Here is a 14,606-nt window from a genome sequence, read left to right as displayed (position 1 = left end):
GCGAGGGAGGCCCGGGGGTGAGGGGTCGTCACCTGGACTCGCGCGCCTCGCGGGCCGCCCGCGCCGCCTCCACCGCCTGCTTGCGATCGGCCGGCGGGAGCAGCGGGAACCCGAGCGCCTCGCGCGAGTCGAGGTAGCCCTTGGCGCAGTCGTGGGCGAGCGCGCGCACGCGGCCGATGTAGGCCGCGCGCTCGGTGACGCTGATGGCGCCGCGCGCGTCGAGGTTGTTGAAGGCGTGCGAGCACTTCAGGCAGTAGTCGTAGGCGGGCAGCGGCAGCTTCAGCCCGATGAGCCGCTTGCACTCCGCCTCGTACGTGTCGAAGAGCCCGAACAGCATCTTCGGGTCCGACGCCTGGAACGAGTAGGTGCTCATCTCCACCTCGTTCCGGTGGAAGACCTCGCGGTACTTCACGCCCTTCACCCACTCCACGTCGAACACGTTCTCGACGTCCTGCAGGTACATGGCGATGCGCTCGAGGCCGTAGGTGAGCTCGGCCGCGACCGGCTTCACCTCGAAGCCGCCCGCCTGCTGGAAGTAGGTGTACTGGGTGATCTCCATCCCGTCGCACCACACCTCCCAGCCCAGGCCCCAGGCGCCCAGCGTCGGGCTCTCCCAGTCGTCCTCGACGAAGCGGATGTCGTGCTCGCGCGGGTCGATCCCGATGGCGCGCAGCGAGCCGAGGTAGAGCTCCTGCACGTCGGGCGGGTTCGGCTTCAGGATCACCTGGAACTGGTGGTGCTGGTAGAGGCGGTTCGGGTTCTCGCCGTAGCGGCCGTCGGCCGGCCGGCGCGAGGGCTCCACGTACGCGACGTTCCAGGGCTCCGGCCCGAGCACGCGCAGGAACGTGGACGGGTTCATGGTGCCGGCCCCGACCTCCTGGTCGTAACCCTGCGCGAGGATGCAGTTGCGGCTCGCCCAGTAGCTCTGGAGCTTCAAGATCAGGTCCTGGAAGTACACGCGCGTCCTCTCCTCGCGTTCGAGCCGGCGCGTCCCCGCGGGTCATCCGGCGGGGTCGCCGCGCCGCGGCGAACGGGCCGGGGAACGGGCACCGTAGGGCCGTAAGGTGCGGGTGTCAAACGGAAATCTCGCCGGCGCGCGGCAGCCCGGCGACCGCGCCGACGCGCGTGCAGACGCGCCCCGCCACCCGGTTCGCGAAGCGCACCGCCGCGACCACCTCGGCGAACGACCTGGCCGCGAGCGGGGCCGCGCCGCGCGACAGCGCCGCGAGCAGCCCGGCCACGAACCCGTCGCCGGCGCCGGTGGTGTCCACCACCTCCACCGGCTCGGCCGCGACCAGCGCCTCCTCGGCCCCGCGCCGGACCAGCGCGCCGCGCGCGCCCAGCGTCACGCACGCGATGCCGACGCCCATGCCGGCGAGGCGCGCCGCGGCGCGCCCCGGCTCGCGCTCGCCGGTGCAGAGCTCGAGCTCCTCCTCGGACAGCTTCGCCACCGCGCAGCGCGGCAGCACGTCCTGGCAGAGCGCCCGCAGCGGCGCGAGGTCGTCCCACAGGTGCGCGCGGACGTTCGGGTCGAACGACAGCTCCACGCCGAGGCGCCGCGCCGCCTCCACCGCGGCCCGCAGCGCCGCCCGCCCCTCCGGCAGCACGTGCGCCGACGTCCCGACGTGCAGCACGCGGGCGCGGCCGATCGCGGCGGGATCGGCGTCGGCGGGGGCGATGAGCTTGTCGGCGGAGAAGCGCGCGTTCGGCGAGAAGAACGTCCGCTCCCCCGCCGCGTCGAGCGCCACGAACCACATGCCGGTGGGCCGCTCGCGCGCGAGCCGCAGCGAGACCTCGATCCCCTCGGCCGCGAGCCGCCGCGCCAGCATCCGGCCGAACGGGTCGTCGCCGACCACGCCGCGGAACCCGGTGCGGACGCCCAGGCGCGCGAGCCCGGTGGCGACGTTGGCCGGGGCGCCGCCGGGGCACGGCTCGAAGCGCGCGCAGTCCTCCAGCGATCCGCGGCGGTCCGGCAGCAGGTCCACCAGCGTCTCGCCCAGGCACAGCACGTCGAGGTCCCTCATGCGGTCCTGCCTCCGTGCGTCGCGATGGAGCGGCTGCGGCGGCGGAGCCGGCGCGGGCGGGGTCACCCGCCCAGCAGCGGCCCGATCTCGTCGAGGAAGCGGCGGGCGGCGAGCCGCCGGCCGAGGTGGTGCTCCAGGAACGCGGTGAGCGCCTCGCGCGCCTCGCGCCCGGCGGGCGCGGCCAGCGGCTCGGACGCGGCGGCGGCGAGGCCGCCCTCCTGGAGCCGCAGGAGCGCGGCGAGCGTGCCGGCCGCGAGCGGGAGCGTGCGCGGGACGCCCGGCGCGCAGCCGCCGCAGAGCGCGCCGCCCTCCCCCGCGTCGAAGCGCACCGGCCCCTCGCCCACCGGCGCCCCGCAGCGCGCGCAGGCGTCGAGGCGCGGCATGAGCCCGGCGGCGCGCAGCGCGCCCAGCTCGAAGGCGCGCAGCGCCGCCGGCCGCGGCGGCGCGGCGTCCAGCGCGCCGAGGTAGGCGACCAGCAGGTCGAAGAGCTCGTCGTGGGGCTGGTGGTCGCGCACCAGCTCGCGCGCCAGCTCGGCCGCGTAGCCGGCGCAGGCGATCCGCCCGAGGTCGCCGCGGAGCGCGCCGAAGCCGCGCACCACCGAGACCGAGTCCAGGCCGAGGAGGTCCGAGCCGGAGCGCTCGCGGACCTCCGCCGAGAGCAGCGTGAACGGCTCCAGCGCGCCGCCGAAGCGGCGCCGCGAGGCCCGCGCGCCGCGCGCGAACGCGGAGACCTTGCCCCGCTCCGCGGTGAGCAGCGTCACCACGCGATCCGACTCGCCGTAGTCCACGGCGCGGAGCACCACGCCGGTGAGCTTCACGCGGTCCATGCGAGGGTCATCCTAGCGGCGCGCCGCGCGCGCGCTCAACGGCCGAGCACCGCCCAGGCCGCCGCCGCGGCGACGGCGAGCGCCAGGGCGGCGCCGGCGAGCACGCGAGGGTCGGCGCCGCGCGGCGCGCGCCGGGCCCGCGCCTCGACGGGCCCCGCCGCCTCCTCGAACCGCAGCACCACCTCGTCCGGATCGAGCCCGACCGCGGCCGCGTAGCCGCGGAGGTAGCCGACCACGTACGCGCGCGGCGGGATGCGCGCCTCCTCGCCGGACTCGAGCGCCTCGACCACGCCGGGCGCGAGCTTGATGGCGCGCGTGACCTCGTCGCGGGTCAGCCCGCGCAGCTCGCGCTCGCGCGCCAGCCACCGGCCGAACGCGGGCAGGCCCTCCTCGGCCGGCGCCTCGGCCTCGGGCGCCGCGGCGGCGGGCGCGTCCGGCGCGGGCGTGTCGTGCTCGTCGCTCATGGCGTCCCCGGCGTCACTGGAGGCGGCCCAGGCTCCGGCGGCACTCCTCGCCCTCGTTGGTCCCGTCGCCGATGGCCTGGCACCGCTCGAACGCGGCGCGCGCGCCGGCGACGTCGCCGGCCTTCATCCGCGCCAGCCCGAGCTGCAGGTGCGCGTCGGGCCGCTGGTCGCAGCTGCGGGCGTAGGCGTCGAGCTCCTCGATCGCCTCCCTGACCTGCCCCTCCGACAGGCGGATCCGCCCCAGCTCGCGCCGGCCGTCGCAGTAGCGCGGGGCCATGGACAGGCAGGTGCGGAGCTCGGCGAGCCCCTCGTCCTTGCGCCCCATGCGCCAGAGCGCCTGGCCCTTGTTGCAGCGGGCCACGTACGGCTCCCGGTACATCATGTCGGCGAGCGCGAGGTCGAACTCGGCCACCGCGGCCTGCAGGCGGCCGGTCTTGGCGAGCAGCTGCCCCAGGTTGTTGTGGGCCTCGGAGTAGCCGGGGCGCAGGGCCAGGGCGCGCCGGTACGCCTTCTCGGCCTCCTCCAGCCGGCCGAACCCGAGCTCGAGCACCAGCCCGCGCCCGAGGTGCGCCTCGGGGAAGTCCTCCACCACCGCGAGCGCCTGGTCGAACTCGCGCAGCGCCTCCTGGGCGCGCCCGGCGCGGAGCGCCTCCACCCCGAGGTCGTGGTGGATCTCGGCGCCGCGCCGCTCCTTGGCGCTGGGGGCGTGCGCGCAGGCGAGGGCGGCGGACAGGGCGGCGGCGAGGGCGAGCGATGTGGGGCGCATGATCAGAACGAGGCGAGCAGCCGGGCGAGGCGCGCGGAGTCGGCGGGCGCGGCGGCGCCGCCGGGCGCGGTGGCCGCGGGCGCCTGCGGGCGCGGCGGCGAGAACAGCGGGGTGCGCCGCAGCGCCTGCTCCTGCATCTCGGGGGTGAGGTTCCGGAAGTTCAGGTTGTCGAGCATGAAGCCCATCGACTCGAGGAACTGCAGGCCCTCGATCTCGACCTGGCGGTACTCCTCCACCGTGAGCTGCCGGCGATCGTGCACGTACACGACGTTCTCGCCGGTGCGCACGAGGTGGAGGCCGACGTAGATGGAGAGCGTGCCGTTCGCGTTGCGGACGCCGCAGAGGTGGCCCACCACCGCCTGCGGCGCCTTGCCGGGGACGGAGACCTGCGGCTGGTTGATGCTCTCGATGACCGCCACCACCTGCTCGCGCGTGGCGGGCAGGTGGGTGATGCTCGGGTCCGGCACGAACACGTCGCCCCCCTCGGCGCTAGCGCGCCTCCACCACGAACTCCTCGGTGCGGTCCTCGGTCTCGCCGGCGGTGCGCGTCAGCTCCAGCAGCGGGTTGTCGATGACCACGCCGCCGCCGGCGACGGTCCCCTCGCCCACGACCGCCTTCAGCGCCAGGGCGGCCGGGGACGCCGCGGGCGGGCCGCCGGCGCGCCGGGTGGCCGCGAGCACGACGCGGTTCGGGCCGGGGTTCAGCCAGCGGGTGAGCTCCATCACCACCTGCGGCTCGCCCGCCTTCACCTCGCGGATCCACTGCGCGTTCACGAAGACCGCCAGGTCGTACCGGGCGCCGGGCTGGGCGTGCTCGGCGACCAGGAAGTAGCGGCGGGACAGCCGGGCCGGCGCGCTCGCGGCGGCGACCGCGGCCGCGGCGCCGACCGCCGCGACGGGCGCGCTGCGGGGGGCCGGGTCGCCGGCCGGGCGCGCCGCGTAGCCCCGCGCCTCGATGTGCACGTCGCCGCGATCGTCGATCACGACCGTCGCGCCCTCGAAGCGCTGGCTGGTCGCGCCGTCGATGGGGACGCCGTTCAGGGTGAGGGAGGGGCCCGCGAAGGCGGGGCCGGCGGCGCCGGCGAGCGCGGCGGCGAGCGCGAGAGCGGGTGGGCGCATCCGTTCGCCTAGCTAGCCCCGCCCGGCCCGCCGCGTCAAGGAAGCGGGCGTGCGCGTGGCGGCGTGAGGGTGTGCACTGCCGGATCGCCCGTTGGACGCGCGAGCGGGCGTCCGTATTCCAGCGCGCCGCGCGGTCGCGATCGCCGCTACACGCCGTGCACGTCCGGGCCCCAGATCACCTTGTGCACCTGCAGCGAGAGGCGCGCGTCGAGCCCGCTCTCGAGCATCCAGCGCACCAGGTCGCGCGGCGCCACCTGCCCCCACGCCGGCGAGAAGAGCACCTGCACCCTCCCCTCCAGCGCGTGGCGGCGCACCACCTCGCGCGACCAGCGGAAGTCGTCCTCCGAGCAGACCACGAACTTCACCTCGTCGTGCGGCTGGAGGCGATCGAGGTAGGCGAAGTCGGTGGTGACCTCGCCCGAGCCGGGCGTCTTCACGTCCACCACCCGGATCGCCTCGGCCGGGAGCGCGTCCAGCGGGCGCTGCCCGTGCGTCTCGACCGCGACCTCGTAGCCGCGCGCGACGAGGTCGCGGGCGAGGTCGGGCAGCTCGCGCTGCAGCATCGGCTCGCCGCCGGTGAGGCAGACGAAGCGCGCCGGGTGCCGCGCCACCTCCGCCAGGACGGCGGCGCGGTCCATGTCCACCCCGCCGTGGAACGCGTAGGCGGTGTCGCAGTAGCCGCAGCGCAGGTCGCAGCCGGTGAACCGGACGAACACGCACGGGCGGCCGGCGCGGGAGCCCTCGCCCTGGATGCTGAAGAAGATCTCGGTGACGCGCATGGGGGCCTGGCGCCCGGGCGGCGCCGGGCGGTCGGGGACAGGGTGTAACCGAGATCGGCCCTACTCGGCCACCGGGGCGGGCGCGGCGGCGGCCGCCACCGCCTCGGCGGGCCGCTCGTCGCCGATGTCGCGGCGGATCCGGCGCAGCTCCGCCTTCACGCGCCGCGGGTAGACGTGGAAGCGCTGCGGGATCGCGCCCTCGCGCAGGTAGCCCAGGATCCGGTTCGGGCCGGCGTTGTACGCCATCAGCGCCACCTCCTCGCGCCCGAAGGCGTCGAGGAGCCGGCGCAGGTAGCGCACGCCCGCCCGCACGTTCAGCACCGGATCGTGCGGGTCGCCCGCGGGCAGGCCCACCCGCTCCAGCTCGCGGCGCAGGGTGGACTCGCGGAGCTGCATGAGCCCCTTCGCGCCCGCCCCGGACAGCGCGCGGGCGTCGAACGAGGACTCGACCTCGATGAGCGCGAGCACCAGCAGCGGGTCGATCCGCGCCGCCTCGGCCTCGAGCACGATGGTGCTCGCCAGCCGGGTGCGATCGGCCTCGGCGAGGCCGGGCATCCGCGCCGCGATCTGCGCGTCGATGGCCTCGACCAGCGGATCGGCCTCGGGCTCGCACCCGGTCGCGCCGCAGTCCGGCTCGCCGGGCCGGTGCGGCCGCGGCTCGTGCGAGAGCGTCCGCGGGAACGCCGCGACCACCACCCACGCGGTGATGGCCAGGGCGGCCCCGAGGAGCCCGCTGAGCCGCGGCATCCGCACTATTCCCCCTGCTCCTGCCGCGGCGGCGGCGGCGCGGCGGGCTCGCGCTTCGCCAGCGCCTCCACGCGCTCGGCGACGGCGTCGAGGCGCCGCTGCAGCGTCTCGAGGTCGTCGCGGGTCGGGATCCGGAAGCGGTTCGCCGCCCGGCGCACCGCGTCGTCGAGGTTGCGCTCGAGCTCGCGGCGCTCGCGGTCGATCCGCTCGCCCAGCTCGCGGGCCTGCCGCCGCACGCCCTCGGTCGAGACGCCGATGCGGCCGAGCACCTTCTCCGCCTCGGCCTCGGCGGCGGTCACCCCGGCGCGCGCGCTGGACCAGGCGTCCTTGAACATGCTCTGGATGTCCGGCATCGCTAGCCCTCCGCCCTGGCCTTCTTCGCGTTGCGGCGACCCTTCTCCGCTCGATCGAGGCGCTTCGCGAGGCGCTCCAGCTCTCGGCTCAGCTCCTCCACCTGATCCCGCGTGGCGACGCCGAGGAACGCGACCGCGCGCGTCTGGAGCTCCGTCACCCGCTCCAGCGCCTCCGTGCGGAACGTCTCGGCCTTCCCCCGCCACTCGGCTGCCCGCTCCACCCCCTGCTCCCGGAGCTTCCCCAGCCGGTGCTTCACCTCGGGGAGGTTCCAGTCCTGCCGGGACAGCCGCTGCATGATGTGTTCGATGTCCTTCCTTCCCGCACGTCCCCTGACCATGAGGTCCTTCAGCACCCGCTGGGCCTCCTCCTCGATCTGGCCGAAGCGGACCTGCGCCGCCTCCAGGGGCTCTCTCAGGAATTCCGGAACCTTCAGCTTCTCGATCCTCTGTGTCTCGGCCATGTGGAACCTCCGGGTGTCTGCCGGCGTGGCGTTCCTGCCACCCCATCTGCCCCGACGGTAACGCGCCGCGTCAGGGCCCTCAAGACCCTACCGCACTGCGTCATCCTTCAGGCCCCTACATGGTCGTTCCCGGATGAGGGAACGTAAACACCCTGCGAGGGACGGCCGTACGTCTCAACGCACGCCTACCCCGCCGCCTTCCCGCCGCCCTGTCGGTGGTCCGCGCCGACGGCATCCGAAAGGGTGCTGAAGCCGTCGCGCTCGAGCAGCCGCGCCAGGCCGGCGTTCACCCGGCCCACGAACCCGGGGCCCCCGTAGATGAGGCCGGTGTAGGCCTGGACCAGCGTGGCGCCGGCCCGGATCTTCGCGTACGCGCCCTCGGCGTCCATCACCCCGCCCACCCCCACGATCGGGACGCGGCCGGCGGCGCGCGCGTAGCAGCGCCGGACCACCTCGGTCGCGAGCCGCTCCAGCGGGGCGCCGGAGAGCCCGCCCGCCTCGGCGGCGCGCGGGTGGCGCTCGACGCCGGCCCGCGAGAGCGTGGTGTTGGTCGCGACGATGCCGGCCGCGCCCGCCGCGATGGCCACGTCCACCGCCTCGTCGAGCGCCTCGGGGGAGAGGTCCGGCGCGAGCTTCACGAGCAGCGGCTTGCCCGGCGCCCGCTCCGCCAGGTGGCGCACGCAGGCGCGCAGCAGCCGGTCCAGCGCCTCGCGCTCCTGGAGCTGCCGCAGCCCCGGCGTGTTGGGCGAGGAGATGTTGACCACCAGGTAGTCGGCGTACGGGTGGAGCCGCTCGATGCACGCGAGGTAGTCGGAGGCGGCGTCCTCGTTCGGCGTGGCCTTGTTCTTCCCGACGTTGATCCCGACCGGCCCGAGCCGCGCGGCCGCGGGCAGGGCCGCGAGCCGGCGCGCGCAGGCCTCCATCCCCTCGTTGTTGAAGCCCATCCGGTTGAGGAGCGCGCGGTGCTCCGGCAGGCGGAACAGGCGCGGGCGGTCGTTGCCCGGCTGCGGCCGCGGCGTGATCGTCCCGATCTCCACGTGCGAGAAGCCCAGGCCGAACAGGCCCGGCAGCGCCACGTCGCCCTTGTCGAAGCCGGCCGCCAGGCCCATCGGGCCGTCGAAGTCGAGCCCCATGCAGCGGACGGCGAGGGCCGGCACGGGCGCCGGCCGGCGCGCGCGCGCCAGGGCGGGCGGGACGCGGTGCAGCGCCCAGTGCGCGAGGTGGTGCACGCGCTCCGGGTCGAGCTGGAACAGGACGGACCGCAGGGCTGGCCAGAGCATGGGGCGGCCTGCTTACACCAGCGGGGGGCCGCCTGTCAGCCCGCCTCCGCCCGCCACGGCCGCCGCCTAGGGCAGGTCCGCGGTCATCACGACGGCGTCCTCGCCCTCCTCGGCGTAGTACCCGGGGCGGATCCCGACCTGCCGGTAGCCCAGCGAGCGGTACAGCTCGATGGCCGGCAGGTTCGAGCGGCGCACCTCCAGCGTGGCGAGCACCGCGCCGCGGCCGCGGCCGATCCGGTGGCCCTCCAGCATGAGCGCGCGCCCCACCCCGCGCCGCCGCGCCTCCAGCGCGGTCGCGATGTTGAGGACGTGCAGCTCGTCGTGCACCAGCCAGAACACGATGAAGCCGAGCACCACCTCGCCGCCGGGGCCGTCCTCGACCGCCAGCAGCGTGCTCGACCACGCGTGCCCGAGTTCGCGCTCGAGCAGCTGGCGCGACCACGGGTTGCGGAACCCGTCCTTCTCGATGTCCACCACGCGATCGAGGTCCGCCGTCCGCATCGGACGGAACCGGAGCTCCGGCGCGGGATCGGCCGGCCTGCGCACGTCAGCCCCCCCTCGCCGGCTCGCGGCGGAGCGCCGGGTCGAGCACGCGGATCTCGGCGCGGGCGCGCAGCTCGCGGATCAGCGCCTGCGCCTGCGCGCGGGCGCGCTCCTCGGCCAGCCCGGCGCGGACCGCCTCCCGCGACCCGGGCGATGGCGCCGCCGCGCCGCGCGCCCGCAGCACCGCGTCCACCTCGTCGTCCCCGACGCGCACCCCGCGGCCCACGCGCGTGCCGAGGTAGCGCTCCACCTCCAGCGTCCGCGCCAGCGACGCGGCCACGTCCTCCTCGCCCAGCTCGAAGCGGGCCAGGAACCGGCGGTAGGCGTCGTCGTCCGCGAAGCGCCCGCGGAACCGCCGCAGCGCCGGCTCGAGCGCCTCGCGGTCCACCGCGTCGAGCCGCAGCCGGGCCGACTCGTCCGCCACCAGCATCTCGTCGAGCAGCCAGTCGAGGGTGGCGCGCAGCACCTCCGCGTCCAGCGGCCGGAACGCCGCCTCGGCGCCGCCGCGCGAGACGAGCGCGACGCGGGCCTCGGCCTCGAGCCGGGTGAGCGTGATGGGGCGCGGCGCCGCGCCGGCCGGGTTGCGCAGCACGGCCACCACCTGCTCGACGACGCGCGCGCCCGGCGGCGGGGCCGGGGCCGCCGCGGCGGCGGCGAGGAGCAGGGAGAGGAGCATGGGCCCCATTGTAGTCAGCGCGGGCGCCGTGGGGAGCCCGTCCGCGCGCGCCGCCCGGGGGCGCCGCGATTTGACCTCCCGCCCGGGAGCGTTACGTTTCCCCGCGTGCCAGAGCGCGACCTCTACGAGATCATCGGAGTTCCACGCACCGCGACCCACGACGAGATCAAGCGCGCCTACCGCAAGCTCGCCAGGAAGTACCACCCCGACGTGAACCCGGGGAACAAGGCGGCGGAGGAGCGCTTCAAGGAGGTCACGGCGGCGTTCGAGGTGCTCTCCGACGAGAAGCGCCGGAAGCTGTACGACGAGTTCGGGCCGGACTCGCTGCGCTCCGGGTTCGACGAGAAGAAGGCCGAGCAGTACCGTCAGTGGAAGCGGCACGGCGCGCCGAACGGCGGGATGCCCTTCGACTTCGGCGACTTCTCCACGGTGAACGTGGGCGACTACGGCGCGTTCGACTTCGGGTCGATCTTCGGCGACCTGTTCGGCGGCGCGCGCGGCGGGCGGGTGCGGCGGGGCCCCATCCCGTCGCAGGGCGCGCACGCGGAGGCGGAGATCGCCATCGACCTGCGCGACGCGGTGCTCGGCGCCGAGCGCGACCTGCGCGTGGACGGCCGCACGCTCCGCGTGAAGATCCCGGCCGGCGTGACCGACGGCTCGCGCATCCGCCTGGGCGGCCAGGGCGGGCGCGGGGTCCACGGCGGCCCCGCCGGAGACCTGTACCTGGAGGTCCGGCTGCGCCCGCACCCGCACCTCCGGCGGGAGGGGCGCGACCTCTACCTCGACCTGCCCGTCACCATCCCGGAGGCCGCGCTCGGGGCCGAGGTGGAGCTGCCCACGTTCGAGGGCCCGGTGCGGCTGCGCGTGCCCGCCGGCGCGCAGAGCGGCATGCAGCTCCGGCTCCGCGGCAAGGGGATGCCGGACCTCCGGGGCGGGCCGCGCGGCGACCTCTACGCGGTGGTCCAGCTGCGGCTGCCACCGGACGGGTCCGCGCTGCGCGAGGCCGTGAAGCCGCTCGCCGAGCTGTACAAGGACGATCCGCGCGCGGGCATCTCGTTGTAGAACCTCGTGCCTCCGTCCGCTCCCGCGGGGGCCGGACGCTGGCGCGGGGGTTTCGGAGGTCGGATGGGACTGTTCGATCTGTTCGGGTCGAAGGAGGAGCGGGAGCAGAACCAGCTCCGCAAGCTCGCGAAGAAGCTCACCGAGCGCTACGGCCCGCCGGAGAACCGCCAGAAGGTGATCGAGCAGCTCGGCGAGATGGCCACGCCGGGCGCGCTCGGCACGCTGTGCCTGCGCTTCACCGTCCGTGCCGAGCCCGGCATCACCGACGACGAGGAGAAGGAGACCGCGCGCGGGATCCTGGTCGCCGCCGGCCAGGAGGCGCTCGGGCCGGTGGAGGCGTTCATCCGCGAGCAGGAGTCCGGGATCGCGTGGGGCCTGCGGGTGCTCGCGCAGGTCGCGCCGCCGGAGAAGGTCGTGGAGACGGTGGTGAAGGAGCTGGCGCGCCTCTCCCGCTCCTACACGCGCGACCCGGAGAAGAAGCTGGTCCTGCTCACCTGGCTCGCGGAGCACGCCGGGCCGGAGGCCGACGCGGGCCTGGAGGCCGCCCTGCTCCCGCTGCTCGAGGACTTCTCCGACGACGTGCGCATCGGCGCGGCCCGCGTGCTCTCGGGGCGCGCGCCCAGCGAGCCCGCGCGCGACGCGCTCATCCAGCTCCTGCTGCGCGACCGCGACAACGCGCGGGTGCGCGGCGAGGTGCTGGAGACCCTGGCGCGGCTCGGGGCGGACGTGAAGGGGCATCGCCCCAGCGTCGAGGCGCTGCTGGTCGAGCCGTTCTACCTGGACCGCGAGGGCCGGGTGAAGAAGCGCGGGTGACCGCGGACCCCCGGCCCGGCCTGCAGGTCCGGGATTTCCGGGCGGAATCCGCCCGCGAGCCGCCGGCGCTGTAATACACTCGCGCGCCGTGACGAAGGCCTCGGATCCCCAGCCGGACGGCTCGACGCCGCCGCCGTCCGCGTCATCGGGCGCCGGCCTCGGCGAGGGCGGCGGCCTGCTCGGCCGGTGGTTCGCGCCGGTCAAGATCCCCCGCGGCGCGATCGCCACGCTCCGCGCGCTCGCCGCGCGCGGCAGCCTGGTGTTCGTGATGCGCTCGCCGGGCCTGCTCGGCTTCCTCTACCTGCGCTGGTTCCTGCGCCGCGCCGGCCTGCCGCCGCTCCGCGCCGCCCAGGGCTTCCACGGCCTCGCCGGCTGGCTCGCGCGCGTGCGGCGCACCCGCCGCGCCTTCGAGGACGCGGTCGCCGCCGGCGAGTCGTCCCTCGTGTTCCTCGGGCGCCCCGACGCCGAGCAGGACCCGCTCGCGGCGCTGGTGCGCCAGCAGCGCGACCTGTTCCAGCCGGTGTTCCTCGTGCCGGTGCTGCTGGTGTGGAGCCGGCGGCCGCAGCGGCTGCAGGGGTCGATCTGGGACGTGCTCTACGGCTCGCCCGAGTCGCCGAGCGCCCTCGCGAACGCGATCGCGTTCCTGCGCGCGTTCCGGCGCGCGGTGTTCGACGTGGGGCGCGCGCTCGACCTGAAGGAGTACCTCGCGCAGCGCGCCGCCGAGCCCGACGCCTCGGTGGCCCTGCGCGTGCGCGGCGCGCTCCACCAGCACCTCGCCCGCGAGTTCCGCACCGCGGTCGGCCCGCCGCTCAAGGCGCCCTCCCGCGTGCGCGAGAAGGTCCTGCGCGACCGCTCGCTGCGCGCGGCCATCGAGGCGGTGGCGGCCGGCAGCGGCCGCCCCGCGCAGGCGGTGGTGGGAGAGGCCGAGAAGGACCTGCGCGAGATCGCGAGCAACTACGACCCGGTCTTCGTCGGCGTGATGCGGGCGCTGCTCTCGTGGTTCTTCCGCCGGCTCTACACCAGCGTCGAGGTGGACGAGGAGGGGCTGGCCCGGCTGCGCCGCGCCGCCGCCGACGCGCCCATCGTGCTCTGCCCCAGCCACAAGAGCCACGTGGACTACCTCGTGCTCTCCTGGCTCCTCTACGAGAACGGGATGACGCCGCCGCACATCGCGGCCGGCATCAACCTCGCGTTCTGGCCGTTCGGCGGGATCGCCCGCCGCGGCGGCGCGTTCTTCATCCGGCGCAAGGTGAAGGGCGACCGCGTCTACACCGCGGTGCTGCGCGCCTACGTGAAGCACCTGCTGCGCGACCGCTTCCCGCAGGAGTTCTACGTGGAGGGCGGGCGCAGCCGCACCGGCAAGCTCCTGTTCCCGAAGACCGGCCTGGTGTCGATGGAGGTGGACGCCTGGCTGGACGGCGCCGCCGACGACGTGCTGTTCGTGCCGGTGGCGATCGACTACGAGCGGCTCATCGAGGCCTCCAGCTACGCGAAGGAGCTGGCGGGCGGCGAGAAGCGCAAGGAGAGCCTGCGCGGCCTGCTGGGCGCGGCCCGCGTGCTGCTGCGGCGCTACGAGCGGCTCTACGTGCAGTTCGAGACGCCCATCTCGCTGCGCCAGCTCGCGGCGGAGCGGCTGGGCGCGCGCGCCGCGTCGCTGGCGGTGGACGAGGCGTGGGGCGGCGAGGCGGAGCGGCGCGCCGCGCCCGCCGCCGCCGCCGGGGCGGGCGAGGCCGCGGAGGCGAAGCGGCAGCTGGTGCAGGGGCTCGCGAACCGCATCGCGTACGGCATCAGCCGCGCGGTGACCATCACGCCCGTCGGGCTCGTGTCCGCGGCCCTGCTCTCGCACGTGCGGCGCGGCCTCGGCTCCGAGGAGGTGGCGCGGCGCGTCGAGCTGCTCCGCTACGTGGCGGCAGAGGGCGGCGCCCGCTTCGCGCGCGACCTCGCCGGCGCGCCCTCCGATCCGCGCCAGGCCGGCCCCATCGCCGACGCGGTGCGGCGGCTGGCGCACGAAGGGCTGGTGCGGGTGGAGGTCGCGGCGGGCGACACCATCTACCAGGTGGTGGACGAGAAGCGGCCGATGCTCGACTACCACCGCAACGCGGTCATCCACCGCTACGTCGCGCCCGCGCTGGTGGCCGCCGCGGCGCGCGCCGGCGGGCCGGGCGGCTCGACGGCCGCCGAGGTCCGCGGGCGGGCGCTGTGGCTCTCGCGGCTGTTCAAGCTCGAGTTCATGTACCGGAGCGGCGCGAGCTTCGACGAGATCTTCGAGTCGAACCTCGCGTTCCTGGTGCGGGTGCGGGCGGTGGACTGCGACGCGGGCCGGGTGCTGCCCGGCCCCGAGACCACCGCCCTCGCCTTCCTCGCCGATCTCCTCCGCGCGTACCTCGAGGCGTACCACCTCGCCGCCGCGGCCGCCGTCGCCGCCCTCGGTCCCGACGCGCCGCGGCAGGCGCCGCTCGACCGGCGTGCGCTCGTCCGCGAGGCGATGGAGCGAGGCCGCGGCGAGTTCCTCTCCGGGCGGATCGCGCTCCGCGAGGCCATCTCGAAGGCCACGCTGGAGAACGCGCTGGAGTGGCTGATCTCGCAGCGCGTCATCGCCGAGGAGGCGGGCAAGCTCAGGCTCGCCGGATCGTCATCGACCGCGGAACTCCGCGCCATCATGGACGGAATCGCTCCGCATCTGGCGACGTGA

Annotated in this window: 17 protein-coding genes; 3 read left to right on the top strand and 14 right to left on the bottom strand. The window is 75.7% G+C overall.

Features of this window, described 5'->3' with window-relative positions; all coding sequences use genetic code 11:
* Positions 1–28 precede the first annotated feature (28 nt).
* From ADEH_RS06750 to ADEH_RS06685, 14 genes are all read right to left on the bottom strand, one after another.
* Entirely contained in the window at positions 29–958 is a 930-nt protein-coding gene (locus ADEH_RS06750) for a glycine--tRNA ligase subunit alpha (RefSeq protein WP_011420362.1), read from the bottom strand.
* A 115-nt stretch (positions 959–1,073) separates the two neighbouring features.
* Positions 1,074–2,024 (bottom strand): carbohydrate kinase family protein, encoded by a 951-nt coding sequence (locus ADEH_RS06745; protein WP_011420361.1) that lies wholly within the window; start codon positions 2,022–2,024, stop codon positions 1,074–1,076.
* 62 nt (positions 2,025–2,086) lie between these two features.
* Positions 2,087–2,851: a DNA repair protein RecO gene (recO, locus tag ADEH_RS06740; protein ID WP_011420360.1), complete on the bottom strand. Its 765-nt coding sequence runs from the start codon at positions 2,849–2,851 to the stop codon at positions 2,087–2,089.
* Positions 2,852–2,886: 35 nt separating this feature from the next.
* On the bottom strand, positions 2,887–3,315 hold the full coding sequence (locus tag ADEH_RS22545) for a helix-turn-helix domain-containing protein (protein WP_011420359.1): 429 nt from the start codon (positions 3,313–3,315) through the stop codon (positions 2,887–2,889).
* 13 nt (positions 3,316–3,328) lie between these two features.
* A complete protein-coding gene (locus ADEH_RS06730; protein ID WP_011420358.1) occupies positions 3,329–4,081 on the bottom strand; it encodes a tetratricopeptide repeat protein in 753 nt (250 codons plus the stop codon).
* 2 nt (positions 4,082–4,083) lie between these two features.
* On the bottom strand, positions 4,084–4,554 hold the full coding sequence (locus ADEH_RS06725) for a hypothetical protein (RefSeq protein ID WP_011420357.1): 471 nt from the start codon (positions 4,552–4,554) through the stop codon (positions 4,084–4,086).
* Positions 4,555–4,570: 16 nt separating this feature from the next.
* Complete coding sequence (locus ADEH_RS06720; protein WP_011420356.1) at positions 4,571–5,200, bottom strand: hypothetical protein; 630 nt, start codon at positions 5,198–5,200, stop codon at positions 4,571–4,573.
* Between the two features lie 146 nt (positions 5,201–5,346).
* Positions 5,347–5,979: a radical SAM protein gene (locus tag ADEH_RS06715; protein WP_011420355.1), complete on the bottom strand. Its 633-nt coding sequence runs from the start codon at positions 5,977–5,979 to the stop codon at positions 5,347–5,349.
* 60 nt (positions 5,980–6,039) lie between these two features.
* On the bottom strand, positions 6,040–6,726 hold the full coding sequence (locus tag ADEH_RS06710) for a lytic transglycosylase domain-containing protein (protein ID WP_011420354.1): 687 nt from the start codon (positions 6,724–6,726) through the stop codon (positions 6,040–6,042).
* 5 nt (positions 6,727–6,731) lie between these two features.
* Complete coding sequence (locus tag ADEH_RS06705; protein ID WP_011420353.1) at positions 6,732–7,079, bottom strand: phasin family protein; 348 nt, start codon at positions 7,077–7,079, stop codon at positions 6,732–6,734.
* Between the two features lie 2 nt (positions 7,080–7,081).
* Positions 7,082–7,540 carry a hypothetical protein gene (locus ADEH_RS06700; protein ID WP_011420352.1) on the bottom strand — a complete coding sequence of 153 codons (459 nt, stop codon included), beginning with the start codon at positions 7,538–7,540 and terminating at the stop codon, positions 7,082–7,084.
* A gap of 185 nt (positions 7,541–7,725) precedes the next feature.
* The gene (locus ADEH_RS06695; protein WP_011420351.1) at positions 7,726–8,820 is read right to left on the bottom strand and encodes a quinone-dependent dihydroorotate dehydrogenase; all 1,095 of its coding nucleotides are present in this window, start codon (positions 8,818–8,820) and stop codon (positions 7,726–7,728) included.
* A 66-nt stretch (positions 8,821–8,886) separates the two neighbouring features.
* A complete protein-coding gene (rimI, locus tag ADEH_RS06690) occupies positions 8,887–9,366 on the bottom strand; it encodes a ribosomal protein S18-alanine N-acetyltransferase (protein WP_011420350.1) in 480 nt (159 codons plus the stop codon).
* 1 nt (position 9,367) lies between these two features.
* Complete coding sequence (locus ADEH_RS06685) at positions 9,368–10,039, bottom strand: hypothetical protein (RefSeq protein ID WP_232287442.1); 672 nt, start codon at positions 10,037–10,039, stop codon at positions 9,368–9,370.
* Positions 10,040–10,144: 105 nt separating this feature from the next.
* Between ADEH_RS06685 and ADEH_RS06680 the strand changes: the two genes are divergently transcribed.
* The 3 genes from ADEH_RS06680 to ADEH_RS06670 all read left to right on the top strand — a co-directional run bounded on the left by ADEH_RS06680 (position 10,145) and on the right by ADEH_RS06670 (position 14,606).
* Positions 10,145–11,101, top strand: a complete 957-nt coding sequence (locus ADEH_RS06680; RefSeq protein WP_011420348.1) for a DnaJ C-terminal domain-containing protein — start codon at positions 10,145–10,147, stop codon at positions 11,099–11,101.
* 63 nt (positions 11,102–11,164) lie between these two features.
* Positions 11,165–11,914 carry a HEAT repeat domain-containing protein gene (locus ADEH_RS06675; protein WP_011420347.1) on the top strand — a complete coding sequence of 250 codons (750 nt, stop codon included), beginning with the start codon at positions 11,165–11,167 and terminating at the stop codon, positions 11,912–11,914.
* 88 nt (positions 11,915–12,002) lie between these two features.
* Entirely contained in the window at positions 12,003–14,606 is a 2,604-nt protein-coding gene (locus ADEH_RS06670) for a 1-acyl-sn-glycerol-3-phosphate acyltransferase (RefSeq protein WP_011420346.1), read from the top strand.

The organism is Anaeromyxobacter dehalogenans 2CP-C (genome assembly GCF_000013385.1).
In the GTDB taxonomy this organism is placed as follows: domain Bacteria; phylum Myxococcota; class Myxococcia; order Myxococcales; family Anaeromyxobacteraceae; genus Anaeromyxobacter; species Anaeromyxobacter dehalogenans_B.
Note: the sequence above shows the minus strand (reverse complement) of the source record. Positions and strands in the feature narration are given on the sequence as shown.

Bases quoted from the DNA above. Each gene is read 5' to 3' on its own strand.
- recO (WP_011420360.1), bottom strand. From the start codon at position 2,851: ATGGACCGCGTGAAGCTCACCGGCGTGGTGCTCCGCGCCGTGGACTAC.
- ADEH_RS06720 (WP_011420356.1), bottom strand. From the start codon at position 5,200: ATGCGCCCACCCGCTCTCGCGCTCGCCGCCGCGCTCGCCGGCGCCGCC.
- ADEH_RS06705 (WP_011420353.1), bottom strand. From the start codon at position 7,079: ATGCCGGACATCCAGAGCATGTTCAAGGACGCCTGGTCCAGCGCGCGC.
- ADEH_RS22545 (WP_011420359.1), bottom strand. From the start codon at position 3,315: ATGAGCGACGAGCACGACACGCCCGCGCCGGACGCGCCCGCCGCCGCG.
- ADEH_RS06695 (WP_011420351.1), bottom strand. From the start codon at position 8,820: ATGCTCTGGCCAGCCCTGCGGTCCGTCCTGTTCCAGCTCGACCCGGAG.
- ADEH_RS06700 (WP_011420352.1), bottom strand. From the start codon at position 7,540: ATGGCCGAGACACAGAGGATCGAGAAGCTGAAGGTTCCGGAATTCCTG.
- ADEH_RS06715 (WP_011420355.1), bottom strand. From the start codon at position 5,979: ATGCGCGTCACCGAGATCTTCTTCAGCATCCAGGGCGAGGGCTCCCGC.
- ADEH_RS06730 (WP_011420358.1), bottom strand. From the start codon at position 4,081: ATGCGCCCCACATCGCTCGCCCTCGCCGCCGCCCTGTCCGCCGCCCTC.
- ADEH_RS06675 (WP_011420347.1), top strand. From the start codon at position 11,165: ATGGGACTGTTCGATCTGTTCGGGTCGAAGGAGGAGCGGGAGCAGAAC.
- ADEH_RS06745 (WP_011420361.1), bottom strand. From the start codon at position 2,024: ATGAGGGACCTCGACGTGCTGTGCCTGGGCGAGACGCTGGTGGACCTG.
- ADEH_RS06710 (WP_011420354.1), bottom strand. From the start codon at position 6,726: ATGCCGCGGCTCAGCGGGCTCCTCGGGGCCGCCCTGGCCATCACCGCG.
- ADEH_RS06685 (WP_232287442.1), bottom strand. From the start codon at position 10,039: ATGCTCCTCTCCCTGCTCCTCGCCGCCGCCGCGGCGGCCCCGGCCCCG.